Here is a 25,696-nt window from a genome sequence, read left to right on the forward strand (position 1 = left end):
GGTTAGCATCAGTATCTTTAACACACTATAGGCCATGTTTACTTTAAGATGGAGTGTTTTTGCTCTTTTCGCATTATTGCGATTGCAGGCACAGGAAATCGACTGGGATAAGATCAACAGTAATACAATCTTTAATCTTATAGCCAGGCAGCAGATTGATCAGACTTCATACGGTAGCAATATCATTCAAATAGGTGATTATAACAATGCCGAGCTTTCTCTGAATGCCAAAACTAATATTGCTGTAAAACAACTGGGAGACTTTAATACACTTTATTTTATCAATTCATTTACAGATAAAGAAACTAAAGCCGCAGTTACCGCACAAGGAAACAACAATATTATTGATGTCACGGGAAGCAATAGTATTTCGGATGGAATCCAGATCAACGTAAAGGGAGATAATAAAACAGTTTTCATGAGAAACTATTAAAATACAAATGATGAAACTTTTATATTCCCTTAGCCTGAGCACATTTTTTAGCTTCCTGTCTGTATGGACTTATGGGCAGGAAGATAAAAAAGTAAACGCAAGAATAGAAAGCAGCCTCCTTGAAAATCAGATTATACTGAAAGCAATTTTAATGAATAATACCACCGTTTACAAGGAACTGAATTACCTTTTGGTTTCTATCAAAAAAGGAAACGGAGGAAACCTTTCAAACAATCAGCAAAGTGGTAAATTTTCTGTTAATCCCAATGAAGTCAAAATACTGTCAGAGATCAGTGTCAATCTTGAATCAAAAGATGCCTTGAAAGCCTTTCTTTATATCAGAGACGAAGAAACCCAAAAACTAGTCGCCAAAGATAGTCTGGAGCTTAACAGTGATCTTTTTAAAAAGAAAACAGCAAAGGTAGAAGAAGATGCGGCTTATGAATTAAGAGGACTTACCATTGATGAAACCAAAACTAAAGTTGGAAAAGATTTTTATGATCTGTTTTACATGCAATACAGCCAGCTTCCGGATAAAAGCAGCAGTGCCGTCACCATTACAGAACTTCCCCTTCGTGGAACAAGCGGCCAGATCAATATTCAGATTGAGGATAAAATTATTTACAGTTTTATGACTAATCCTGCAGAAGATTATTTAAAAGAACAGCTGGTCTACAGCTTAAAATATATCAAAGAATTTAATGCTAAGAAAAACCTTATTAAAAATGAATTTATCTACTAAAAATGTCCGCCATGAAAACCTTTATCATTTTTTTGACCTTTATTGCGGGTATTTTCTACGGAAAATCTCAGCAGCTCGTCTACAAACCGGTCAATCCGGCTTTTGGAGGAGACACGTTTAATTATCAGTGGCTTTTGAGCTCTGCCAATGCACAAAACCAATTTGATGAAAAAAATGATTTCAGCGATCTGCTGGATCGTGTAAATTCTCTTGACAGCTTTACCCAGAGTCTCAACAGACAGATTCTCAGCGAACTTTCAAGAAAACTGTTTGATGAACAGTTTGGTGATGGAAATATAAAGCCTGGAAATTATCTTTTCGGATCGCTTTACTTACAGATTACCAATACTAATCAGGGACTTTTAATCAATATTTTGGATACCAGCAATGGCGATCAGTCCGAGATCGTAATTCCGAAATAGGAAATAACTAAAAATAAACTTACCATGACAACCTACACTTACACCAGAATCTTTTTCTGTAGTTTCCTGCTATGCATTCTGCAGGCTTGTAGTTCAATATTTGGTTTACCTTCGGATCCCGAAAAGCCAACTATGGGAGAGGTTACTTCCTCTACCGCAGAATTGAAAAATCTTCCCCTTCCCAAAGAAAAAATTGTAATAGGGGTCTACAAATTCAGGGATCAGACCGGCCAGTATAAACCTTCCGAAAACGGAAACAACTGGAGTACGGCAGTCCCTCAGGGAACCACCACCATTCTTATCAAAGCACTGGAAGACAGCCATTGGTTTATCCCTATTGAAAGGGAAAATATTGCCAATCTTCTGAATGAAAGACAAATCATCCGTTCCACAAGACAGGAATATATAAAGGATGCAGATAAAAACACTCAGGCACTTCCTCCTCTTTTGTATGCCGGAATTCTTCTTGAAGGCGGCGTAATCTCATATGACAGCAATATTCTCACCGGAGGACTTGGAGCAAGATATTTCGGTATCGGTGCTTCTACACAGTACCGCCAGGATAGAATTACTATTTACCTTCGTGCTGTCTCTACTCTTAACGGAGAAATTCTTAAAACAGTTTACACTTCTAAAACCATTCTTTCAACCAGCGTCAACGGAAGTTTTTTCAGATATATTGATACGGAAAGACTCCTGGAGGCTGAGGTAGGACTTACACAAAATGAGCCCGTTCAGCTTGCTGTCACCGAGGCTATTGAAAAAGCAGTAAAATCTCTTATTGTAGAAGGTATAAGAGATAAAATATGGGGGAAAGCAGTGGATACTAATGGAGGATACGAGACCTTAATCAATGAATATAACAGAGAACAGGAGCAAAATGATGGAAGAGCAGTAGGCGGCAAATATCCTGAGAACTACAGACAGAAAGTTTCTGTATTTGCCAATGTGGAAGGACAGAAGGTGAAAGATGATTATGTAGGGGCTAAAATGAACGTTGGAGGTAAAATAGGATTTAAATATTTTCTTACTCCTTACCTGAATGTAGAAATAAATGGAAGTTATTTTACTCTTGAAAATTCAAATATTGCAAAAAGAAACTATTTCGGTCCCGAAGTGAATCTGGAATATGTACTTTTTCCTAAATATAGATTCAGCCCATACATTTATGGTGGAGTAGGAGCTATGTATTCAAAATATAAACCTCAATATAAAGGACAGTTCGGAGGCGGATTGGAATATATGATCAGCCGGAATGTTTCACTGAGAGCTTCAGCTCAATATGACCTGGGCTTCAAAGACGACTGGGAAGGCCTTGTGAACGGAAAAAGAAAAGATCAGGCTTTTCGCTTTGGTATAGGAATCAACTTTTACTTCGGAAACAAATAAAAAACACGAATTATGAAAACTTTAATTAAAATACTCAGCATATTCATCTTTGCTTTTTGTCTGTTTTCATGCAATGAAGACCTTGTAGAACAGGCTCAAACAGGAATGTTAAAAGGAAAAGTCGTAAAAAGAGGCAGTAATGTGCCGCTTTCCAATGTGAAAATTTTTACCAATCCTACAACACAGACGGTTTTCAGTGGTACAGACGGTACTTTTGAAATCGCAGCCATGCCGGTAGGAAATTATTCTGTAAAAGCAGAACTTTCAGGATATATTACCAGCTTCCAGTCTGTCAATATACAGAATCAAAATCAAGTGGTAACGGCAGTTTTTGAGATGGATGATGATACATCATTGAATTCTCCTCCCGCTACACCACAGTTGCTAAGTCCGATAGATAACGCAGTAAATCAACCTTTGAGCGTCGAATTAACCTGGAGCGCAACGGATCCGGATACAGCGGATGTTTTAAAATACAGTTTGGCAATTAAAAATAATCTTGACACTAATGTGATTCAGGTTAATGATTTGACAGCTAATCATTATACGCTTTCAAATCTGAAGTTTGGTGTAAGTTACTTCTGGCAGGTGTCTGTTTCGGACGGCATTCACCAGCCAGTTTTAAGCTCTACCAGTAAATTCACCACCAATACGGTGCCGGCCAACAGGTATCATTATACCCAAAAACAGAATGGAAACTTTGTTATCATCTCCAGCGATGATCAGGGAAATAATTTCCAGTTTACCAATTCTTCCTACAACAGCTGGCGGCCACGTAAGAACAATAATGCAGGTCTTATTGCATTTCTTCGTACAGAAGGTGGAAGTACTCATATTTATACAGCCAATCCTGATGGCTCCAATCCTTTTAAAGTAACAACGGTGGCTGTAGCAGGTTTTAATAATTATGAAATGGATTTTGCCTGGAGCACCAATGGTAAGGAGCTTATTTATTCCAACTTTAATAAGCTGTACAGGATCAATAAAGACGGCAGCGGTCTGAGTCTGGTATATACCACTCCTGACGGAAGTATGATATCCGAATGCGACTGGAGCTATGACGGAAGTAAAATAGCTTTGAAAACCAATGATTATAATGGTTATAACACTAAAGTTTATGTTATCGATATGACGGGAAGCGTCCTAAAAACCGTATTGTCTGGTTCTGTAGGAGCCAGCGGTGGATTGAATTTCTCTGTAGACGGACAGCTTCTTCTCTTTACCCGTGATGTCTCAGGATATCTGGATGGAAGCGGAAATTACCGACAGCTGGATTCACATATTTTCATCTATAATCTGGTCACAGATGTCATAAGCGATATTTCTGCTGAAAGCGAAAAAGTGTTAGGTACCAATGATCTTGATCCAAGGTTCTCACCGAATAATGCGCAGATCATTTTTATGAATACTTCCAATGATAATATTTCGCAAAGAAATGTAATGGTCATTGATCTTAACAGCAGTATGACGGATCTTACCCGAACAGCACTTTTCAGCAACGGGGAGATGCCGGATTATGAATAAGATTCAAGGTTTAATGTTCTTAAGTTTAATGTTTAATCTTGTTTAGCTGCTTTTCATTATTCAATGACTGGCTTTGCAAAACACATTGTTTAATGATATTAAAAGTCCAGGGTTTTAAAGTTTAAAGTTCCAAGTGGTGAGCCGGAGATTAGAAATTTGGGTTGTTTGCAGATAAAACAATAAAGATAAAGTTATATAAGCTTTTTCATCGCTCAATTTCTGATCTCCAGGTTTCACTTCTCATCTTACAATGAAAAAGGATTAATAATAAATTGCGTCTGAATCTAGTATTAAGAATGAATTCAGACATAAAAAAAATTCCAGACTGTAAAGTTTGGAATTTTTCTGAGTTTTTCATGGGAGAATTTCAGTCGATAATATGATTCTCAATAGCATATTTTACAATTCCGACTGAGTTTTTCGCATTAAGTTTCAAAAGAATTCTTTTTCGGTGTGTTTCTACCGTATTGATACTGATAAAAAGTTTTTCAGAGATGTCTTTACTGCTGCATCCGTCGCAGATCAGTTTAAGGATTTCCATTTCACGACGGGTGAGTGGTTCTTTGATGTGGGGATTTTGTTTTCCCTGTTCGCTGCTGATGAAGTTCATCATTTTTTCCTTTGCATGATCACAGATATAAATCTCATTAAGGAGTAATATATTAATGGATTTCAGGAACTCGTCATAGGTACAGTTTTTGTCCAGATAACCTTTGATACCTTTGTTGAAGAGCTTCCGCATATCTATCACATCATAAGAGCTTCCTATGACAATGATTTTGGTATTTTTATGTTCAGAAATAATACTTTCTACCAACTTGCAGATATCTGTAAGCATGAGCATATTAGAACTCATGACAAGCATTTCAGAAGGTTCTTCTTTTAAGTGTTTGGAGAGGGTTTCCAAAGAATTACAAATGTCAATTGTACTGAAGATTTTGCTTTGTGTTAGCAGTCTTGATAATCCCTCTGTATACAGCATGGGTTCATCAAAAATGGTCAATCTTGGTTTCATCATGGTCTGTTTTATTTATATAAAAATAGTAAAAAAACTTTATATTTTGAATAAAATTGACAAATATTTTAAAATTATTGTGTTTTTATTGATGGTAAAACATTATTTTTGTTGATTTTTTATTAAATAATTCTCTTTAAGTGGAGTTTTTTAGAGTTATTACTGTTAAAGTATAATATTCATCAGTGTTTCCGGAATTTAATTTCAGATGTGGTACTATTTAACTAACGTGGTAGGGATATGCTTCACCGGAAAATTGACTGAGTTGGCGATGAAACAATATTCGTTGGCTTTATGATGAATTTGCTCCGCTTTTTCAATCATTGATTCTTCTGCAACTGTTACCTTGGGATGCAGGATTACTTCCGTAAAATGGCCGCTTCCGTTGGCTGTTTCTTCCATTGTGCCCGCTGCTTCATCAGTATATTCTGTTACAATAATACCGGCTTCAGAACAGAAGTGAAGGTACCATAGCATATGGCAGGATGAAAGAGAAGATAAAAGCATTTCTTCCGGATTATGTTTTGTTCTGTCACCACGAAATGCCGGATCAGATGAACCTTCTATAGCCACTTTATTTTCTGCTGAAATCGTGTGGCTTCTTTCGTAATCTCTATATCCGCTTGTTCCAGTTCCTTTGTTTCCTGTCCACTGGATGGTGGTTTTGTAATGATGGTGTTTGCTCATTTTGATTTGAAAATAAAAAAAGTATCTGCTAAAATTAAGCAAATACTTTTTTAAAAAATGAAATATGAATTCTTATTAATTTTTGATAAGTTTCTTATTCGTTGTGTCGCCATTCTCGAAAGTCACCTTTGCCGTATAGCTACCTTTGGGTAAGTCTGAAACAGAAGAATGAGAATCTTTTATTATTTTTATTGTCTGTCCTCCAAGAGAGAAAATTTCTATTTTAGCCACTTTATCCTTTGAGGTGAAGATGAGGTTTTGGCCGACAGGGTTTTCAATTGCAATGGCATAAGCAGGCTTAACCGGATTAGCTGCTCTCAGTGTCATATTATTAAGAAGGTATTTTACAATATAGCCACTTCCGTTAACAATGATATTACTGTCGTTGATGATCATATCACCAATGGTTGTCAAGTTTGAATCTGTTTCCACAAAATAATTGAAAACAGGATCTATTTGTCCATTTTGAGTAATTTTTGAAATAAAAAACTCACCTCCGTTTTGGGCATAATTCATTCCTCCTATGTAGTAGTAACCATTTTTTTCAACAATACTCAAAATATCATTCAAAGAAGAAAAAGATGAATTGAAATTAGCGACAAATGAGGGATCAAAAGTTCCATTTGCATTGATTTTGTTAAGGCTTCCGGCTGCATTCGGATCAAAGCTTGAAAAAATAATATTGTTATTGCTGTCAAGTATTGCAGATTGAATATATCCTGGATTGAAAGTTAGGTTGGCAATACCTGCGTTCCCAAAACCAGTAATAAGTTGTCCGTCTGCATTGTATTTTGCCACAGCGCCAACATATGCTGAACCTGTAGGATCTGTCTTGTTATACCCAAAACAGATTATATTGGATTGGTTGTCTAAAGCTACTAAGCTAAAGCTTGAAAAATTATTGATAAAGCCATTTGTTCCAAAAGTAGTATCAAGACTTCCATTTTCGTTCAGTCTGCATATAATTCCTGTAGGGTCTTGTAAAGGAATAATTGTTTTCTGTCCGTAAACGATTATTTTATTATTCTGAAGAACCAGCCCGTATCCCCGGATATTAAGATCGGGGTTGATATCAGGGATCTTTGAAACTCCATTGATGCCAAACGATGAATCCGGTTGCCCATTTGGAAGTATTCTAATAATTGCTGAGTAATTGGTGTCTGTGTCGGAGTCAAAAGCATGGATCAAGAGCTTGCCATCTGGCTGCATTTTCAGTTGGCTGTCATTTGAAGTATAAGGTAATTGAATTTCACCATTATTCCCAAAAGCTGAGTCTACAGAACCATTTGCATTTAATTTTGATAAAAAAGAGGATGAAGGAGTGGTTCCGTTACTCTTGGTATAGGTAAAATAAATACTTCCGTCTGAGTTTTGAATCATTTTAGACCAGGCATCATAGTTGGTAGTGGAATAGATACCATTTGAAGCAAAAAGATTGTCTTTAGACACAATCTGGGCAGAGATATTCTGGATCACCAGAATAGCCAGTAATAAAATTTTTTTCATTATTTGTTTGAGTTTTTATGTCTGGCAAAAGTAATAAAAAAAACCTCCGGTAAAAACCAGAGGTTGAATTTTGTTTTAATTAGAGAATTCTATTAATTCTTCTTTTTTAGCATTGTAGATTTTGTATTCCAAATATTTAAAAGAATCTCTTGGAACGATGGTTACCCATTTTTTGTATTTGATAAACCATTTCATTTGGATGCTTTTGATGCCTTTGGTTAAATAGGCTTCTACAAATGGGTGTACATGCAGGTAGATTTTTCCTTTTTCTTTCTGCAGGATGTTTCTTAAGGTTTCACCCATTCTTTCCACAATAACAATAGGAGCTACAATTTCTCCGTCTTTGTTCGGGTTTTCTTCTTTGGTCTCGATCTGTTTTTCCGGACGGTTTCTTTGTCTGGTAATCTGGATCAGTCCAAATTTACTTGGAGGAAGGATTTTGTGACGTGCTTTGTCACGTTTCATTTCCTCTTTCAGATGCTCGTAGAGATCTCTTCTGTGATCAGAATTCGGCATGTCTATGAAATCGATTACGATGATCCCTCCCATATCGCGGAGGCGAAGTTGTCTTGCGATTTCAGTAGCGGCCATTTTGTTCACTTTCAGTGCATGTTCTTTGTTGACAGCAGTTCCGGTGGTAATATTATTACCAGAGTTGACGTCAACGACGTGAAGTGCTTCTGTGTGTTCAATAACAAGATAGGCGCCTTTGGAACTTGGAATGTTTACGTGCTTTCCGAAGCTCTGTTTAAGCTGTTTTTCAACATTGTAATATTCCAGAAGAGGAATATGGGAATCATAAAACTGGACAATATTTTTCTTTTCAGGAGCAATTACTTCTACGTAATTTGTCATTTCACTTACCATTTGCTCATCATCACAGATGATATTGACGAAATCCTGATTAAAATTGTCTCTTAAAATAGCTGAAGCTTTGTCTTCTTCGCTTAAAACTTTGGATGGAACTTTATTTTTCTGAATGTTTTTAAAAGTGCTTTCCCATTTCTGAACCAGCTGGTTCATATCATTATGAAGGTCTGCTACTTTTTTTCCTTCGGCTACTGTTCTGATAATAACCCCGAAACCTTCAGGCTTGATGCTGTCGATAAGGGTTCTCAGCCTTTCCTTTTCTTCAAAGCTTCTGATCTTTTTGGAAATAGAAACTTTATTGTCGAAAGGAATCAGAACAAGAAAACGTCCTGTCAGAGAGATTTGGGTAGAGATTCTTGGGCCTTTTGTAGAAATAGGCTCCTTAGTGATTTGCAGCAGAACTATATCGTCCTTGGCAATTACTTTATCTACCGTTCCATTTTTGTCTATTTCGGGTTGTATCTCGAAATTTTTTAAGCTTGAAGTGCTTTGTTTTTTAGAAATAGTATCTTTTAAAAACTTCCTGTATGTAAGATACTGAGGTCCCAGATCCTGGTAATGCAGAAATGCATCCTTGTCATATCCGATATTCACGAATGCTGCATTCAGATTGGGTGCTAGTTTTTTTACTTTTCCTATAAACAGATCTCCAACTATAAAATCGCTTTTGTCCTCTTGCTCATGAAGTTCACATAGTCTTCCGTCTTCCAGTAGTGCAATCTTTGTAAGATCATCTTCATGCGAAACTATTAGTTCTTTCTTCATTTTTTAATAAGATAAAATTGTTAAGATTATAGGAAGTGGATGTTTTTCTTGATTAATTCATCTATTAAATATAAGGATTTTGAATGAAAACCATTATATTTTTATTAAAATAATATTTGAAACCATCCGCTTTCCGCGGAATCTTATAGTTGCAAACAAAAATATAGTCGGTGAACTTTAGAAACTAAAAACCACCAACTATATTATTATATTGTAAATCTCGAAAAGAGGAGATTATTTTTTCTTATGTCTGTTTGCTCTTCTTCTTTTCTTTCTTTTGTGAGTCGCAACCTTGTGTCTTTTTCTTTTCTTTCCGCTTGGCATAATTTTAATTTTTAGTAACTAGTTAATATTCAGTTAATGTTCTTATTTTACTGCAACTTTAGTCTTTACTTTCTCAACAAAAGATTTTGAAGGTTTGAAAGCAGGAATGTTATGAGCAGGTATCTCAATTGCAGTGTTCTTAGAAATATTTCTTCCTGTTTTAGCAGCTCTTGTTTTAATGATAAAAGATCCAAAACCTCTTAGATAAACGTTATCCCCATTATACATAGAAGTTCTGATCTCCTGCATAAAAGCTTCTACAACTTTCTGTGTTTCATTCTTTTCTGTTCCCAACTTATTTGAGATGGTGTTTACCAATTCTGCCTTTGTCATTTCCTTATTTTAATTTTAAATTTTAGGTGTGCAAATTTAGTTAAAAAAATTGAATACTAGCAAATTAGTGGCAAAATATTTTTATTCAAATCGTTGAGCTTTTAATGTATATAGTATATTAAGGCAGGGTTATTATAATTTAACAATAAAATAATCTAGCGGCATAAAGGTACAAAAAAATAATGAACAAAATTTAATAAATGCCGGTAACGATAGGTTCTGCAGGGTTTTCTTACTTTAAACAAAGTGTTCACAAAGCCTCTTCAGCCTCCATCTGTTATCCGGAATTTTAATTTTTTAAATCTGAAATCAGAATTTTTATAAACTGGAATTGTAATATCCGTTTTCTACGCAGAAACGTATAAGGTGAAGCTTGGTTTTCAGCCCCAGCTTTTCTGTAAGCCGGTTGATATAAGTGTCAATGGTTCTTGTGCTCAGGTTAAGTTTTTCTGCAATTTCTTTATTACTGAAGCCTTCATAGCAGAATCTCATCAGCTGTATTTCAGCCGGAGAAAGCTCTTCCTGACCCTTTTTCTGTCTGTCCATATATTCCTGTACTGCAAGCGGCTGCTGCTCCCATTCTTTGGAATAGGTTTGATAGTCAAAGTCTTCAGAAGCAATGCTTCCTTTGATGATATCTTTTATAATAGTGCTTTTTTTCTGGCAGTAATAGATATTAGGAATCTTTGAAAGGATTTCAGCCATATCTTCCTGATAAGTGCCGGAATAGGTAATAATAGGAGTTTCCGAGTTATTTTTTCGGATATATTTGATGGCTTCAATTCCACTTAACACGGGCATAAAGAGCTCAATGATGAACACATCCTCCTGTCTTCTGTAGATTCTGTTTACCAGCTCGTGTCCATTGTTACAGTCATTTAGGAGCATATAGAAAGGATTCTCCATGAGAGTTTTGATCATTATTTTTTTAAAATAAAAATCACTGTCAGCAATAGAAAAACGTACGGTATTAGATAATATTTTACTCATTCTTAATATCGATTTGGCGAATGATATTTAAAATTTAGAGGTCTAATTTATGAAAAACTTATCAAAGTGAAAATTAATATTAATTTAATCAGGGTTTTTACGAAACAGACTTGGGGAAATTACGTATTGTGCATAAAATTTTTTTTTTATATTTTCACAGGCCAAACAAATCGCAAATTATGTCTTCTAACAGGGAAAAAAAATTAAACAAATCTGACGTCAGAATAGGCATTTGGAAGTTTATTCTGTCTTTTGTCGTTTTGTCGGTTGTAACTTTTACGTGTTTATTTCTCTTCTTTAAGAGTTATGATATACAACGTGAAGGGATTAGCCGGGAAGCTGAAGCTTATAAAGAACTCATGCTTCGAAGTGACGTACTGAAAGATCATATTGATGAAATTTATGACAAAATGAACCAGCTTAGTATTAATAAGGTGGAGAATGACGTATTTCTCAGAACCAGTATTATGGATAACGTGAGAGATGCCAAAAACATTATGGGTAAAGACAGTGCACAAAGCTTTAAGCATTATGCTGTACTGATGAAGCAGATAGTACCTATGATGACTTTAAAGGCGAAGATCATTGAGGTAGAATATAAGAAGAAAACCGTTCTAAGAGATCTGGATGAATGCATGGGTAAAATAAAAGTAACCAATAACGAGCTTAGAAAAGACCCAACAAGAAATTTCACAGGAAGTAAAAGAAGAAGATAAAAAGAAAAGATATGCAAGGACAAATCACATTATCGAAGAAAGAAAGGCATTATCAGTTTTTTTATTTAATACTGATGCTAGTGACTGCTATGTTATTTTTGGGGGTAATCTTTTTAAAAGGATTTGTATCTCCATTTTCTGATGAAGACGTAAGAGGGATTCAGAATCTTGAACAGAAAGCTGAATTTGAGCATCATCAGAAAATTGTGATCCCAATCATGGACAGTACTTATACCATGATCACAAAGCTTACCAATGACGGTCCGCAGCCTTTTATAGAAAATAATATTCAGTTAGGGGTGAATGATCTTAATAGCTATTTCAACAGTACTGATGTTATTGATATCAGAAAAGATGCCTATCCTCAGATCGCAAAATTCTATAAAATGTACTTTGATGACAAAAAAGTGATTTCAACCACTACAGAAGATATTAAGATTTTCCAGAAGCAGGTGGATGAATGCAGAATCGGATTTAAGGACAAGCAAAACAGGCTTTATCAGCGTGAGCAGGACCTGAAAGCGAGAGTGCAATAAGTAGTATAAATACTAGGAATTTTATATAGAACACATCACAATTATTAACTATGAATTATTTTCAAAAGAACAAGAAAAACATTATTATCGGTGTTGTCGCAACTTTGCTCATCGCAGCATTGGTTGCTCTATGGCTGCAGAAAAAAGTTATCCATTCAGCCGATGATATTGTTGGGGTGGTTTATCCGTCTTCACTGGCGGTAGGAGACACGCTTTTATTCGAAGATAAAACCCAGTTTGCGAAAACCAAAAGATGGAATTTCGGAGACGGTACAACTTCAGATAAAAACAGTGGAATTCACTTCTACAATAAACCGGGATACTATCAGGTGAGTTTGATCGTTGACAATAAGTATACGAAATCTTTCCCTGTAATGGTAGGCGCAAGAAGCGTTCAGAAAGCAAAAGATACAGCAAAAGCAGCAACTACTATAGAAGCAGTAGCTCAGGCTATGCAAAATGAAAGCGTCTCTTTCCGTGCCATTTCTGATGCAAAAGTTTTTGCATGGAAATTCGGAGAAACAGGAAATACAGATTCTAAAGATAAGTTTACAATCTATTCTTATAAAAAACCCGGAGACTATGTGGTAACGCTATACACTGAAGAAACTCAGGAGCCTATTTATCACCATATCAAAATTATTCCGGCTTATGATGCTCTTGCAGAAGAAGAAGTATCTGTAGAAGACTCTTACGCAAAGGTAGATAATGATTTCAAATATCACCTGCAGCAGATTGCAAATGGAAACAGTTTCAATATGCACTACAATTACCTGTTGAAAACCTATCTGTGTAACAATGAAAACACAGTAGTAAAGGTAAATGACAGCAAAGTGAACAACTTCTACATGTATTGTGCCGGTCTTCAGTTTGACAAAAACACGGTGATACAGACTGTAAAAGTGAACCTGGATGATAAACAGGAGTGTGTAACTAAAGTAGAAATCAACCAAAGCAAATAATATCATCCGGTTTTACGGATGCGCCAATCATTAAAGATAAAATAGGATGAGAAATAAATTTCCTCTAGCAGCATATTATATAGGGTTATCAGTATTATTGACGAGTTGCCAGGTAAAACTGCCGTCAAAGAAAACCCCGGAACCGTCACAGTACGGACAGGTGGACACTTCCCCTGTAGTAAACGGTTATCCTAAAAAGTCAGCTCCATGGATCGTTATTTCAGATAGATCGAGAAATACGGCCTATCTGGATAAAGATGATGAGAAATCTTACAAAGAAGTAAAATTCCTTGAACCTTTAATGGTTTTAAAACATAGAGACGGAATGGTAAAAGTAGCGGAATATGTTCCGGATGCTTTAATGAAAAAAGTTTCGTCAAAATCCATCAAAACATATGGATGGATTCCTGAATCTGACCTTCTTCTTTGGAACAACGCTTTAAAAAGTGAAAAAACAGGATATCCTGTAAGAGTAGCCGCAGTGCCAAGTAACAGCGAAGTCATCAGGAATGCTGAAAGGTACTATAAGAACGACTCTATTATGGTGTTTAATTCACCAAGTCTTATTGAAACAGCCAATGTAAAGATTCCAAACGGACAAATTGTATATGTCTACAAACAGGCTGAAAACAACAAACGCTTTTTAGTAGGTAAAAAACCTTCAATTGATATAGACAGCATCGGCAAAGGACTCTACGGATGGGTAAGTTCTAATGTAATTTCAAGCTGGGGAGAGCGTTCTGCTATCAAGCTGAAAAATACAACAGGGATCAATGATTCTGCTTTAGGAATTTATGAAGGATATCCGGGAGGATCAGGATCAGATGCCGAAAATAAAAAAGCAATTCTTCTTACAGACGTTAACAAAAGAACACAGCTTGAGAATATTTTCCCTGTAAACCTTCCATTAGAACAAGCTCCGACTCCGGATTCAAAAACAAAATATTTTACCAATATTTTAGATTACAGCAAGAACTTTGTATCCAATGTATTGGGGGAACCTATTTATTTTGACCGTTACAGAGAGATCACAGAAAGAGATAAAAATATCAATATCGTTTTTGCTTTGGATGTAAGTGCAGGAAATGCACCTTATGCGCCTATCGTAAAATCATTGCTGCAGGATCTTCAGCTTAGATTTGAAAAACCATCTTATTTTAGCAATGTTAAATATGGTGTGGTGCTGTACAAAAATAACCCTTGCGGGGAAAATATTTCTGTATCAAACTTAAGCGCAGATTACAGCAAGATGACCACGTTTATTGATCAGAAAACGAATGAGATGAACTGTGCAAGCAATAATGGGTACCAACCGGTAGGTGAAGCTCTTACAGCAGCAGGAAATCTTCTTTCAAATGTGGCTGATGAAACCAATATTGTAGTCACTGTAGGAACTTCTGCTAACCAAAGCGGAAATATGTATAGTGTGATCAGCTCACTTACTCAGGCTCAGGCAAGACTGATTATGTTCCAGACAAGCGCAAGATCATCAGATACCTACAATGATTTCGTATTGATGGCAGAAAATGTTGTTACCAATACGGCCAAAAATATTGCTGAACTTAAAAAGCAAAAGATCATCAACCAATATGATGTTCTTACCAAGAATAACTTCAGCCTGGTAGAAGGTGATGCCGGATTCTTCTCATTGGCTTACCCTAAACAGAGTATGTCTCAGGGATTCGTTATCTTCCCTAAAAAAGGTGATATTACGACTCCTGGATTCCTAAAAAAATCTGTAGACAGCCTTATTTCACAGGTTACTTTAGACAATCAGAATATTGACAAATCACTTAATGAATATTTCCATTCATCCGTAGGAGCAGGAAAAACAGATGTTGATGTAAAATACAAATATCTGTATCCAGGTCTTACCAATCCGGTTTCTGCAGGAATTGCTGCACAGCTGATCAACTACGGAAGCCCATTCCTTGTAAAAGGATATATTCCGAAAGATCTGAAAGATTTTACTCCGGGAATAGAAAAGGGAATCCTTATTTCTGAATCGGAATATGATAACTTAAAAGCTTTCTACACCGAAGTATACAGAAATACTCAGGCAGACCGTCCAGACTTTAATCAGGCAAGAGCAGTGAAAGAATATGTAAAGCTGCTGAAAAAATATAATCCGACTATCAAATTCCTGGATAAAGGAGATCTTTATGAGCTTCCAATGTCTTACGCTATCGGAATGAGTACAGGATTTGATCTTTCTGAAGAAGAACTGATGGCTAAGTACAAACTGAAAGGTTGGAAAAAAGCAAAAATTGTTCCTAGTGAGACTGTGAAAAACTATTTCTATCACTATAAAAATTTAGCAGACAGAATGCTTGCCAACAGAAACAATCCGGCTGTAAAGATTCAGCAGAACGGACAGACTTTCTACTGGCTTAATGAGTACTTTACACCGTCAAGAATTCCGACAGAACAACCGGAATATACAAAGCACTAAGAATTCATTTTTAAAATATCAAAAGCAGAAGTACATACTTCTGCTTTTTTTGTGCCTGAAACTGGAAGTGAAAAATTGAAATGCTTACACCTTAAACTTTGAACTTTGAACGGAAAAATTCACATCAATGCGAATTGACCACTCATAATTCAGTCAAAATTTCCCAATTATTTCTCTTTGCAGTGTAAAATTGTTTTTTATCTTAAAAATGGGATTTAATTTAAAATACTGTATTGGTGGATGTTGTGTGAAGGTGTGTAAATCTTTTGTCGTAGAATTACGACAAGAAATCGTAGAACTACTACAATTTCTCAGATTTATATTGAAAAGTTTTTTTTAGCGGAACAGAGCCTCTATATTTGCTAAATAATCACTGAATCACAAAATATTACTAACGATTAAATTTACTAATCATGGCCGAAAGAAATTCAAGAGGAATCTTAAAATTCAACAACGGTGAAGGGCAGAAGCTGTTAAAAATGAACTACAGTGTCTCCAGATCTACAGACGTTTCAGGACGTGTAGCATCCGATCCTTCTAACGCATTGATCAAAGTTACAGTAGAAGCTACTGAAAAATCTGATATTCTTGAAAGTTTATTAAATGGTAAATACAAGCCTACAGTAGGTGAAATTACATTCAACAAATCTCACGAAGAAGGAACATTGATTACTTTGAACTGGCAGAACGGATATGTAATCCAGCATCAGGTTGATTTTGATGCCATAGACAGCAACAGTATGCTGATCAGCTTCGTAATAAGCGCTGAAACGATTGACTACGGTACTTCTCAGTACGCTGGACTTTGGCCGTCAAGCTAACATTTACACACATTATCAACATTCATAAGAAAAAAGACTGTCCCTATTAAAGGCGGTCTTTTTTTGCCTGATGAAAACTTATACCAGAAAATTTAATTCTATAACATGTTTATATAATGTATGTTATGTAAAATATTGTTATCTTTAACACAAACACAAAGCATATGAAAACCGAATCACAAACAAAAGGATCTTCCTTCCGTCCGTCACAGAATGCAGACGGAATATCCGAGAATCATCATGCAGGAATCAATCGGCTGGTAAAATTGTCACTGGTTGTGGAAGGTAAAATTATTAAGTACTACAAACATTTCACTCTTAAACAAAAAGCTAGCTGCCACCACGAATTCAGTCTTACCCTTGCCCATGACGCACTGGGAGACAGACAGAGCCATACCCTTGAAGAAGCCAATAAATTTTTGGGAAAACGCCTTACTGCCGTTATTTCTTACAAAGATATTGAGAAAAGCCCTGAAAGAAACTTTGTGGGGATTATTACCAAAGTAGGATTCAGCCAGGAAAAAATGAGTCTTGGAAATATTATACTTTCCGGATACAGCCCAACGATCTTATTGGATGGAGCTCCACATATCCAGAGTTTTGGCGGTGGACAACCCGTTAATATGGGAATCATAGCTGAAGAAGTAATCAAGCAGGGAATTGATAAAGAACGATTTGATATAAGAATTGACACAAATGATTATTCTCAGATCATTTACAGCAGCCAATACAATGAAACCCATTATAATTATCTGGCAAGAATGGCAGAAGCTTATGGGGAACAATTCTATTATGATGGCGAGGTATTGCATTTCGGAAAACTTCCTCCACAGAATAAACCTATCAAACTGCTTTACGGAAGCAATGCAGATAACGTCAGAGTAGAGCTAAAGGCTGTACATACAAAACCTCAATACTATGGTTATAACAGCAGTAAAAATGAAAAACTGACTTCCGGAGAAACTCCTGTAAGTCATTTGGGTGATCTTGCCCGTACTGCATACAGCCATAACGATAAAATATATAAAACTCCGGCACTTCAGATTGCACCTATTAAAGCAACAACCCATCTGGATGTTGAACATTCTCAAAGAAGCACTTCAGGAAGTGAAGCCGTAAACGTATTTTCTGTTTCCGGATCTACAACAGTTCCGTTTTTACATCCGGGATGTATTGTGGATATTCACATGAGAAAGCCGGACAGCAATGAAACTTCTTATTTTACCAAAGTGATGGTAACAGAAGCTGTCCACGAAATTGATACAATCGGACATTATTCAGGAACCTTTGAATCGATTGCCGCAGATACTGGGTTTTTACCCAAACCGAAATTCAATGTACCTGCCGCACAACCGCAGATTGCAACCGTAATTTCAAATACCGATCCAGAAGGACAGGGAAGAGTTCAGGTAAGATTTGACTGGCAGATGAATGATACCACTCACTTTGTCCGTGTAATGAGCCCTGATGCAGGAGGAACTGATCAGATTACCCAAAACCGCGGTTATGTAGCTATTCCTGAAGTAGGAGATCAGGTGATGGTCAATTTTGTTCACAGCCACCCTGACAGACCTTTTGTCATGGGAGGAATGTTCCATGGCGGAATAGGCCTTGGCGGAGGTGCAGACAACCGTGTAAAGTCTATCCAGACAAGAAGTGGGCATAGAATTGTTTTCACAGAAGATGAAAGTATCATTATTACTGACAAAAGTGGTAATGAGATTCATCTGGATACTACGGGAAGCAACATTAATATAACGGCACTGGAAACGATGACCCTGAACTGTAAAAATATGAATATTAATGTAGGGGAGAATATGACTACGACGGTGGGAATGAATAAGTCTGATAGTATTGGGCTGAACAATACAGAAAGTGTGGGTGCTATGAAGCTTACATCGGTAATTGGAAATGCAAGTACTTTTATTACAGGAAAACTCACAGAAATTATTGAAGGAGATGTGCATAGCGAGACAAAGAAAGAAAGAAATGAAATATCTGAAAAAGAATTTAATATAAGCTCTAATGCTTCCATTAATAAACATGCACAACAGGAAGTACAGAATAATAGTGGGGATAAATCTAAAGCATATTAATCATGAGCAGAACGAGAATTGTAAAAGGTACTTATACCAAAATCTCTCAGGAAGATCATAATATGTACTCCCGGGAGAGCATTATATCCCGTGCAATGAAATGGATTTCTGAAAAGGGTGATTCAAAAGGAGTAAGTCATAATACACCACAATCTCCACCATTAGCTTCTCAGCTCATACAACTTATTGTTCAGTTTAGACCTAATAAAGTATGGAAAGGAGAATTTGGTTTTGATTGGGTGAGAACGGGTGAAACCAGCCTTTTTAATGATCAAAAGTTTAGTGATATTATAGCTTATCAGTATGAGGATGCCAAGTTTACTACAAAAGTAAAAAATGGCAATAAATATGATGGACACTTTAAGGTTGACGAAACTATGTTTAATAATCTGAAAAAGGAGTATACACCTTTCTCTATTTTATGGAAAACTAAAAAAGATAAAAAAACAGGGAAAGATATTCCAGAAGAATATTTTGTGCCCTGGTTGTCTATTATAAAGGATAAAGAAGTTAAGGTTACTTTTTTTGCAGAGATTCAACAGGAAGCTGATTATTTGGAATTTACTAAATCCGATTATTTTACTTTTACTCCTAATAAAATAGAAATAAAAGGTAAAAAGAAAGTTTCCTTGAATGATTATGAGATTACTATTAAATGTGTTAAAGAGTTTGCTGCAGATCAAATTATTGAGTTAAAAGCATTTAAAACTGATGCAGGTGCAACTATTGAATCAATTGCTGGGAAAATAAATGTCTGGAAAAATGATAATACCAAACAGAAGAAAAAAGATGTCGTGTTTGTTGAAATAAAGACTCCAGAATTGTCTACTGGATTGGGGAAAAATAAACCTAATGTTAACGATGAAAAAAATAGGATTAATCAATATCTTGAGCAAGCGTATATCAAGTTATCCGATGACTCTGATATTGTTGAGTTAGATTTAACGGCAGATAAAAATTTTGTTGATTTTGTAACCAATGGAGAAGTAGATTCTGATAAAAAGAGCAGTGGAAAAGAATTGCAGGATTATTTGAAAGTTCAATTAGAAAAAGCCTACCCTAAGAAATATACTAAGCATTTCAAAGCTTTTTATTTTGCAGAACATGGTTACAATGCAGGTGGAGGGCATGTCTCTGGGTATTCAAATTATGGAGCTGATTATGTAGTGGTATTTAAGAGCAAAAATGATCAGACAGCAGCACATGAGTTTCTTCATTCTATGAATTTAGCCCATACATTTTCTAATAAAGAAGCGTCTTCTCATGCGTTATATACTTATGAATATAAAAAGACAGATAATTTACTGGATTACTCACATCATGGAGGAAATGATAATAAGCGATGTTCATTATATTATTGGCAATGGAAAAAAGCCAATTCATCTATAAAATAGATAGTTATGAATAAAATAATTATGTTAATATGGTTGAGTATATTTATACAATGCCAATCTCAAAAAATAAATAAGTATATGATGCCAATTGTTGACAATAAATATGAAAAATTTGATATTGAAAACTTCCAAAAGAAATCAATAAGAGGATACCTAAAAGGAAGGGAGAATAGCAATATTAATGTTCAGGATTTTCAATCACCAGGTTATAGAGAAATGATTTATAATGATAACTTGTTTTATAAGATAAATAAATTTTTTTATAATAATGGTAATATTGAAAAAAAGGGATGTTTGTTTAATGAAGGCTCGGCAGTTGGTATTTGGTACCATTTTGATGAATCTGGCAAATTCGTGAAAGAGGAAAACACGGATGAAGGCTACAATTTTAAACCTGAAAATATTATTGCATACTGTGAAAAGAATAAAATTAATCTGCCGAAAGGCTACCATGATTCAGGTTATCAGGCAAGAGTACTAAAACAGGATTTTGAAGGCAAAAAAGTATGGTGGATTTCTCATCAAATTGCGGGTGACAAAATAGAGGAAATCATTTTGGATGGTAAAACTGGGAAAGAGCTTCAGAAAAAGGTAGTACCTTTTTATAATCCGTAATTATTGATTAATAAAAGTTTAATAGGAGATTATATCTATTCAAAATCACTATTTGATAGTAGAAGCAACTCATAAGACATGTATACTATTGCATTAAATTATTCATTTGAGACACAAGAGAGTATATCCGCAATAACTCTTTTTAAATATAAAAACAGAAAACGTAATGGATTATATTTATGGAGATGTATTGATCACTTTTTGGAAGTGGCAATGGGATAGAATTCATAAAGACTCGGATGATATGAAAGCAATAGATAAATCGAAAAAAAATGAAACTGAAAAATAAGAAGTCCATCATCTTTAAGATGTTAGTTTTTATTGGCATAGTAATAAGTTGTCATTCAAATAGTCAAAATATGCAGGAATATAATAAAGAGGTTGAAAAGTTTAACACTAAAGAACTGTACCTAAACCAGAAGAGTGCTTATGAAAAAAATGGAGATCTGGTATTGTTTTACTCACCTGGCAAACAGCATGAAATATATGCAAAGGTTGATCTTAAATCGCATGTTTTTGATATACTAAATTCAAAGTTTATGAATACGGATGACTTGCTGGAGATTAACCATCTCAAATATTTTTCTCCCAAAAAGTATTCTACCTTTTATAAATATCCTATTGGAAGAAGCGGAACCGCAGGAGGTGATTTTTTTACACTCATAGAATTTAATGAGCTTGGACTCATTAAAAGTATCGAAAAAAACCTGCCGGATGCTAAAAACAAATATTTGTATCATTACAATAAATATGGGCAGTTATTGCGGATAGCTGAAGATAAAATGATTGACAAAATATTGTTAGAAAACACGTATGATGAAAACGGAAGGCTTATTTCTCAAAAGAAGAATACCAAAGATATACAGTCAGAAAGAGAATTTACTTATGATAAAAATGATCATATTCTAAAAGAAAGCATAAGAGAAAAAGAAATAGCACCTAACGGAAAAGTAGTGAAAAATGAAACTTATACCTTACTCTATCAATATAATAGTAAAGGGCAAGTCGTAAGGAAATATACTGAAAATGAAAATCATATTGTTGAATTTCAGTATGGCCCAGTGGGTAATGAACTCATGAGTGCTGTTGAATACTATGGAGATTCGGATAAATCTGATGCTAAAAAATGGATAAATCATTTTATGAAAACAACCTATAGCTATACTAAAAATCAGATTACCGAAGAGAAAAAATATGAATATATGATTGTAAATGCTTCGGTTCTTGTAGATAAAAAATGGACTCCAATAACTGTTGAACAACAGAAAACACTAGGCTGGAAAAAATTTAAAGAAGAATCTGAAACACCACTATCAGGAGTTGAAAAAAAATATAAATACGAGCCAGAAGCAATAACTACAGAAATCAATACCTACAATTTTTCCAACCAGTTTAAAAATGGTAAAACAGAAGTAAATAAAGAACTTTCCAATGCTGAAAGAATTAAATTTACACTGGATAATAACGGAAGAATAACCCAGAAAGAAATTAATAATACTCAAAAAAACACCTCAGAAGTACAAGTGTTTTATTATTAAATTTCTGTAAAAATGTATATCTTCAATACCTATTTCAATAACTCTTAACTATAAACAATCAATGCAAAACCGCTTTTCATAAAAGCACTCCATAAAACTAAATAACCTTCAACATCAATGAACAAAATCACGGATCACTTAAAATACTTTTCCAAACTATCCGCCGCATTTATCCTGAGTATATTTAAAATTTATGCAATAGGGCTTATTTCCACTATTGTTTCCCTGATATTGGGGATTTATATTTTATCAGATCGTTTAGGCCCGTCATTGGGACATGCAGGAGCAATTGCATTTTTAATAACAACAATTAAAGCAAAACCTGTTTCGGCGGTTATATTTTATTTGTTGATGATTATTGCTCCGTTTTTTACAATTGTTTTTGCTTCAAAATATGCGATGTCTGTAGTGATTAGCAAACTCCTTCAGGATCATTCCAAAACAATCGTAGTCCCGTTTATTGATAAAGTGATTGGGATTTTTAAAGCGAAACAACCAGCTGTTATCCGTACAAGTGCAGATTTTGCAATCGCTAAAGTAAAATTGCTGAATGAGTTTAAAAATAGTTCAGAAAACAAAATACTCAAACGTATCCTAAGCTATGCCTTAAATAAAATAAAGTTTGACGAGCTGAATCTGGGAGATGAAAATGCAGACTTTTCTGAAATTATCAAAACTACATTAATTGAAAAACTGCATGAACTGGCAGAACCTTCAGCCATGATATTCTATATCTACATAGGGCTGCAATGGATCAGTTTAATTGCTTTATACTTTCTAAATATATAAAGAAAAGAAAGATATAGGACAACAATTGGGTTATATAGTGTAACCAAGGAATCATCCTTAAAAAGAAAAAAATACCGTTGTTACTTCTCTAATTGAAGAATTAACTATCTTTATCTCGTTTAGAATAAAATAATTAATTTTAGCTACACAAAAAATAAAGGACTTTTGATTCTCTGACAGACAGGGATGAAAAATACAGATCAATACCATCAAATCTGAAGTACATTACAACAGAACGCAAATATATTAATATAAGAAAATTATAAATGGGAGTACTAGTAACCAACGAAACCGTAAAGCAACTATTTCACATTGCTCAGTCGATAGCGAAGGAAAATTATAATGGAACCTATGGAGGTCCGCATATTCTGCAGGCTTTAATGCATAAAGATATCGGCCTTAATGAATTTCTGAAAAGTATAGATAAGGATCCCGGATATTTCTATGAATGGGCAGATGTCCGTATTGAAGAATATCCTAAGACCAATCATCTTCCCGATGAAGTAGGTCAGGATGATGCTATAGATACCCTTGTAGAAGAAGCTGACGATATCCGTTTAAAATTAGGACTAGATGAGATTACACCCATCTGTCTCCTTACAGCAATTGTAAAACCACAGGTTGTATTCTCCCTTCAGCAGCTGAAATCGCTTCCGTTGAGAGAACATGAGATATTCAATCTATACAGAAAAGATACACCGTTTACCGTTTCAGAAGATGGTGATTTTTCATCAGTGTTTTCAAATGGTTCAGACTATTCAGATTCTTCATTTCCTTCCATCAAAAGTTACTGTGTAGACAGAACGGCACAGGCAAGAAAAGGTGATCTTGAAAATATCATCGGGAGAGATAAAGAACTCAGAATGCTCGTGGAAATTCTTTGCCGGAGAAGCAAACCCAATGTGATCATCATTGGGGAACCAGGAGTTGGAAAAACGGCATTGGTAGAAGGATTTGCTACCGAAATTATCAAAGGAAATGTTCCCGAAATGCTTAAAAACGGTACCCTTTTAGAATTGGACACCGGAGCATTACTGGCCGGAACTTCTTATAAAGGAGAAATTGAAGACCGTCTGAAGAAAGTAATCAATGAATGTAAGAAAATTGAAAAAGCCATTCTTTTCATTGATGAAATTCATACCCTATTAGACCCAAAAGGAAGCATTGGAAACGTTGCCAACCTATTAAAGCCTGAACTTGCCAGAGGTGAAATTACGGTTATTGGAGCTACAACACAGGAAGAATATAGAAAAATTATAGAGCCGGAACAGGCTTTTAACCGTCGTTTTGAGGTCTTAACCGTGCATGAGCCGGATGAAAAGACCTGCGTAAAAATGATTGATGTACTTCTTGAAGGGTACAAAAAACACCATGGTATTGAAGTTGAAAAAACTGCGATTCCGGAATGTGTACGTCTGGCTAAAAGATATGCAAAAGGTAAAAAATTGCCAGATGCCGCTATTGATTTATTAGACAGGACAATGGCAGCCATCAAAATGCTTGATGAATTGTCAGAAAAAGAACTCAGCAGCTGGAAAGAAAGCTATGACGCTATTTTAGAAGAAGAATTTGCAGACAGCAAAGATAAAGCAGAAGAACTGATCTGGACTTACAACCTCCTGAGAGATAAAATAAGTCCGATCCTTTGGGGTTCGCTGAGTGAGCAGCCTGCCATTGACAACTCTATGCCGGTAGATCAGATTCAGCAGATCATTGAAGACTCTTACGCCGAACTTCTACAGCATGCTGCCAAGAAAAGAGAAAAAGTAGACAGGTTGGAGCTTGCTGCTGTAATGGCTGCTAAAACCAATATTCCAATCGGAAAAATCCAGGCTCAGGAAAAAGAAAAACTCCTGAATATGGAATCTCTTCTATTGAACAGAGTAGTAGGACAGGATCATGCATTAAAAATTCTTTCCGATGCTATTGTTGAAAACCGAAGCGGATTGAACAAGCCAGGTCAGCCTATCGGATCATTCTTCCTTCTGGGACCTACAGGAACCGGGAAGACAGAGCTGGCAAAATCAATGGCCGAATTACTTTTCAATGATGAAAAGGCTATGGTGCGTTTTGATATGTCAGAATTTAAAGAAGAGCATTCTGCTGCATTACTATACGGAGCGCCTCCTGGATATGTAGGATACGAAGAAGGAGGTATGCTTGTCAATAAAATCAGACAACAGCCATATACCGTTGTTTTATTTGATGAAATTGAAAAAGCCCACCATTCAGTTTTTGATGTATTCCTTCAGATCATGGACGAAGGAAAAGTTCACGATAAATTGGGTAAAGAAGGAGATTTCAGCAATGCATTGATCCTGTTTACCTCCAATATAGGAAGTGAAGAAATTGTAAAACAGTTTGAAGAAGGAAAAATTCCGGAATCATCTTCACTGATGCAGATTATGTCAAATTCAGGACGATTCAGACCTGAGTTTTTAGCAAGAATTACAGAGATCATTCCTTTTGCACCAATCACAGAATCTATTGCAGAAAGAATCTTCAATATTCAGTTGAAATCACTTCATACCTCACTGACAAGGTTAGGAATTGCTTTAAAGATCAGTGATGATGCAGTAAGAAACCTTGCATTAGGCGGATTCAGCAGCAAATATGGAGCGAGACAGATCTCAGGAGTAATCCGTGCACAGCTTGCCAGACCAATCTCTAAAATGATTGTTAGAGAAGAAGTAAAATCCGGCCAGACCATTCATGTAGATTGGAATAAAGACGAAGAAAAACCAAGCTGGAAAGTAGATTAAATAGAAGGCGAAAGG

At 35.5% G+C, this 25,696-nt stretch carries 23 protein-coding genes; 17 read left to right on the forward strand and 6 right to left on the reverse strand.

Features of this window, described 5'->3' with window-relative positions:
- Nucleotides 1-34: 34 nt before the first annotated feature.
- From GFU89_RS21435 to GFU89_RS21455, 5 genes are read left to right on the forward strand one after another with little or no spacing between them, the layout of a single operon-like run.
- Nucleotides 35-433 (forward strand): hypothetical protein, encoded by a 399-nt coding sequence (locus tag GFU89_RS21435; protein ID WP_318849058.1) that lies wholly within the window; start codon nt 35-37, stop codon nt 431-433.
- A 7-nt stretch (nt 434-440) separates the two neighbouring features.
- On the forward strand, nt 441-1,175 hold the full coding sequence (locus tag GFU89_RS21440) for a CsgE family curli-type amyloid fiber assembly protein (protein ID WP_318849059.1): 735 nt from the start codon (nt 441-443) through the stop codon (nt 1,173-1,175).
- 11 nt (nt 1,176-1,186) lie between these two features.
- A complete protein-coding gene (locus GFU89_RS21445) occupies nt 1,187-1,597 on the forward strand; it encodes a curli production assembly/transport component CsgF (RefSeq protein ID WP_264519018.1) in 411 nt (136 codons plus the stop codon).
- Nucleotides 1,598-1,621: 24 nt separating this feature from the next.
- The gene (locus GFU89_RS21450) at nt 1,622-2,986 is read left to right on the forward strand and encodes a CsgG/HfaB family protein (protein ID WP_318849060.1); all 1,365 of its coding nucleotides are present in this window, start codon (nt 1,622-1,624) and stop codon (nt 2,984-2,986) included.
- A 12-nt stretch (nt 2,987-2,998) separates the two neighbouring features.
- A complete protein-coding gene (locus GFU89_RS21455) occupies nt 2,999-4,510 on the forward strand; it encodes a carboxypeptidase-like regulatory domain-containing protein (protein ID WP_318849061.1) in 1,512 nt (503 codons plus the stop codon).
- Between the two features lie 367 nt (nt 4,511-4,877).
- Here GFU89_RS21455 and GFU89_RS21460 read toward each other — a convergent pair whose 3' ends face one another.
- The 6 genes from GFU89_RS21460 to GFU89_RS21485 form a co-directional block, all read right to left on the reverse strand.
- Entirely contained in the window at nt 4,878-5,528 is a 651-nt protein-coding gene (locus GFU89_RS21460; RefSeq protein ID WP_318849062.1) for a response regulator transcription factor, read from the reverse strand.
- 213 nt (nt 5,529-5,741) lie between these two features.
- The gene (locus GFU89_RS21465; protein ID WP_318849063.1) at nt 5,742-6,212 is read right to left on the reverse strand and encodes an OsmC family protein; all 471 of its coding nucleotides are present in this window, start codon (nt 6,210-6,212) and stop codon (nt 5,742-5,744) included.
- 75 nt (nt 6,213-6,287) lie between these two features.
- Entirely contained in the window at nt 6,288-7,718 is a 1,431-nt protein-coding gene (locus GFU89_RS21470; RefSeq protein WP_318849064.1) for a T9SS type A sorting domain-containing protein, read from the reverse strand.
- 75 nt (nt 7,719-7,793) lie between these two features.
- Complete coding sequence (locus GFU89_RS21475) at nt 7,794-9,353, reverse strand: ribonuclease E/G (RefSeq protein WP_318849065.1); 1,560 nt, start codon at nt 9,351-9,353, stop codon at nt 7,794-7,796.
- A gap of 366 nt (nt 9,354-9,719) precedes the next feature.
- Nucleotides 9,720-10,010 carry an HU family DNA-binding protein gene (locus GFU89_RS21480; protein ID WP_002984212.1) on the reverse strand — a complete coding sequence of 97 codons (291 nt, stop codon included), beginning with the start codon at nt 10,008-10,010 and terminating at the stop codon, nt 9,720-9,722.
- 318 nt (nt 10,011-10,328) lie between these two features.
- Nucleotides 10,329-11,000, reverse strand: a complete 672-nt coding sequence (locus GFU89_RS21485; RefSeq protein ID WP_149388314.1) for a response regulator transcription factor — start codon at nt 10,998-11,000, stop codon at nt 10,329-10,331.
- A 179-nt stretch (nt 11,001-11,179) separates the two neighbouring features.
- Here GFU89_RS21485 and tssO point away from each other — a divergent pair, with 179 nt between their 5' ends.
- From tssO to GFU89_RS21545, 12 genes are all read left to right on the forward strand, one after another.
- On the forward strand, nt 11,180-11,716 hold the full coding sequence (gene tssO, locus GFU89_RS21490) for a type VI secretion system TssO (RefSeq protein ID WP_318849066.1): 537 nt from the start codon (nt 11,180-11,182) through the stop codon (nt 11,714-11,716).
- Between the two features lie 11 nt (nt 11,717-11,727).
- Complete coding sequence (locus GFU89_RS21495) at nt 11,728-12,252, forward strand: type VI secretion system transmembrane protein TssO (RefSeq protein ID WP_318849067.1); 525 nt, start codon at nt 11,728-11,730, stop codon at nt 12,250-12,252.
- Between the two features lie 50 nt (nt 12,253-12,302).
- Nucleotides 12,303-13,214, forward strand: a complete 912-nt coding sequence (locus tag GFU89_RS21500; RefSeq protein ID WP_318849068.1) for a PKD domain-containing protein — start codon at nt 12,303-12,305, stop codon at nt 13,212-13,214.
- Between the two features lie 46 nt (nt 13,215-13,260).
- The gene (gene tssR, locus GFU89_RS21505; RefSeq protein WP_318849069.1) at nt 13,261-15,666 is read left to right on the forward strand and encodes a type VI secretion system protein TssR domain-containing protein; all 2,406 of its coding nucleotides are present in this window, start codon (nt 13,261-13,263) and stop codon (nt 15,664-15,666) included.
- Between the two features lie 413 nt (nt 15,667-16,079).
- The gene (gene tssD / locus GFU89_RS21510; RefSeq protein ID WP_034697144.1) at nt 16,080-16,487 is read left to right on the forward strand and encodes a type VI secretion system tube protein TssD; all 408 of its coding nucleotides are present in this window, start codon (nt 16,080-16,082) and stop codon (nt 16,485-16,487) included.
- Nucleotides 16,488-16,651: 164 nt separating this feature from the next.
- A complete protein-coding gene (locus tag GFU89_RS21515; RefSeq protein WP_318849070.1) occupies nt 16,652-18,583 on the forward strand; it encodes a type VI secretion system Vgr family protein in 1,932 nt (643 codons plus the stop codon).
- Nucleotides 18,584-18,585: 2 nt separating this feature from the next.
- Nucleotides 18,586-19,977: a hypothetical protein gene (locus GFU89_RS21520; protein ID WP_318849071.1), complete on the forward strand. Its 1,392-nt coding sequence runs from the start codon at nt 18,586-18,588 to the stop codon at nt 19,975-19,977.
- A gap of 6 nt (nt 19,978-19,983) precedes the next feature.
- Entirely contained in the window at nt 19,984-20,592 is a 609-nt protein-coding gene (locus tag GFU89_RS21525; protein WP_318849072.1) for a hypothetical protein, read from the forward strand.
- A gap of 166 nt (nt 20,593-20,758) precedes the next feature.
- Nucleotides 20,759-20,881, forward strand: coding sequence for a hypothetical protein (locus GFU89_RS21530; RefSeq protein WP_318849073.1), 123 nt, complete (start codon nt 20,759-20,761; stop codon nt 20,879-20,881).
- Between the two features lie 70 nt (nt 20,882-20,951).
- Nucleotides 20,952-22,130, forward strand: coding sequence for a hypothetical protein (locus GFU89_RS21535; protein WP_318849074.1), 1,179 nt, complete (start codon nt 20,952-20,954; stop codon nt 22,128-22,130).
- A 117-nt stretch (nt 22,131-22,247) separates the two neighbouring features.
- Nucleotides 22,248-22,919, forward strand: a complete 672-nt coding sequence (locus GFU89_RS21540; RefSeq protein WP_318849075.1) for a hypothetical protein — start codon at nt 22,248-22,250, stop codon at nt 22,917-22,919.
- Between the two features lie 266 nt (nt 22,920-23,185).
- Nucleotides 23,186-25,681 carry an ATP-dependent Clp protease ATP-binding subunit gene (locus GFU89_RS21545; RefSeq protein ID WP_318849076.1) on the forward strand — a complete coding sequence of 832 codons (2,496 nt, stop codon included), beginning with the start codon at nt 23,186-23,188 and terminating at the stop codon, nt 25,679-25,681.
- Nucleotides 25,682-25,696: the final 15 nt, after the last annotated feature.

The organism is Chryseobacterium sp. JV558 (assembly GCF_033712365.1).
GTDB lineage: Bacteria > Bacteroidota > Bacteroidia > Flavobacteriales > Weeksellaceae > Chryseobacterium.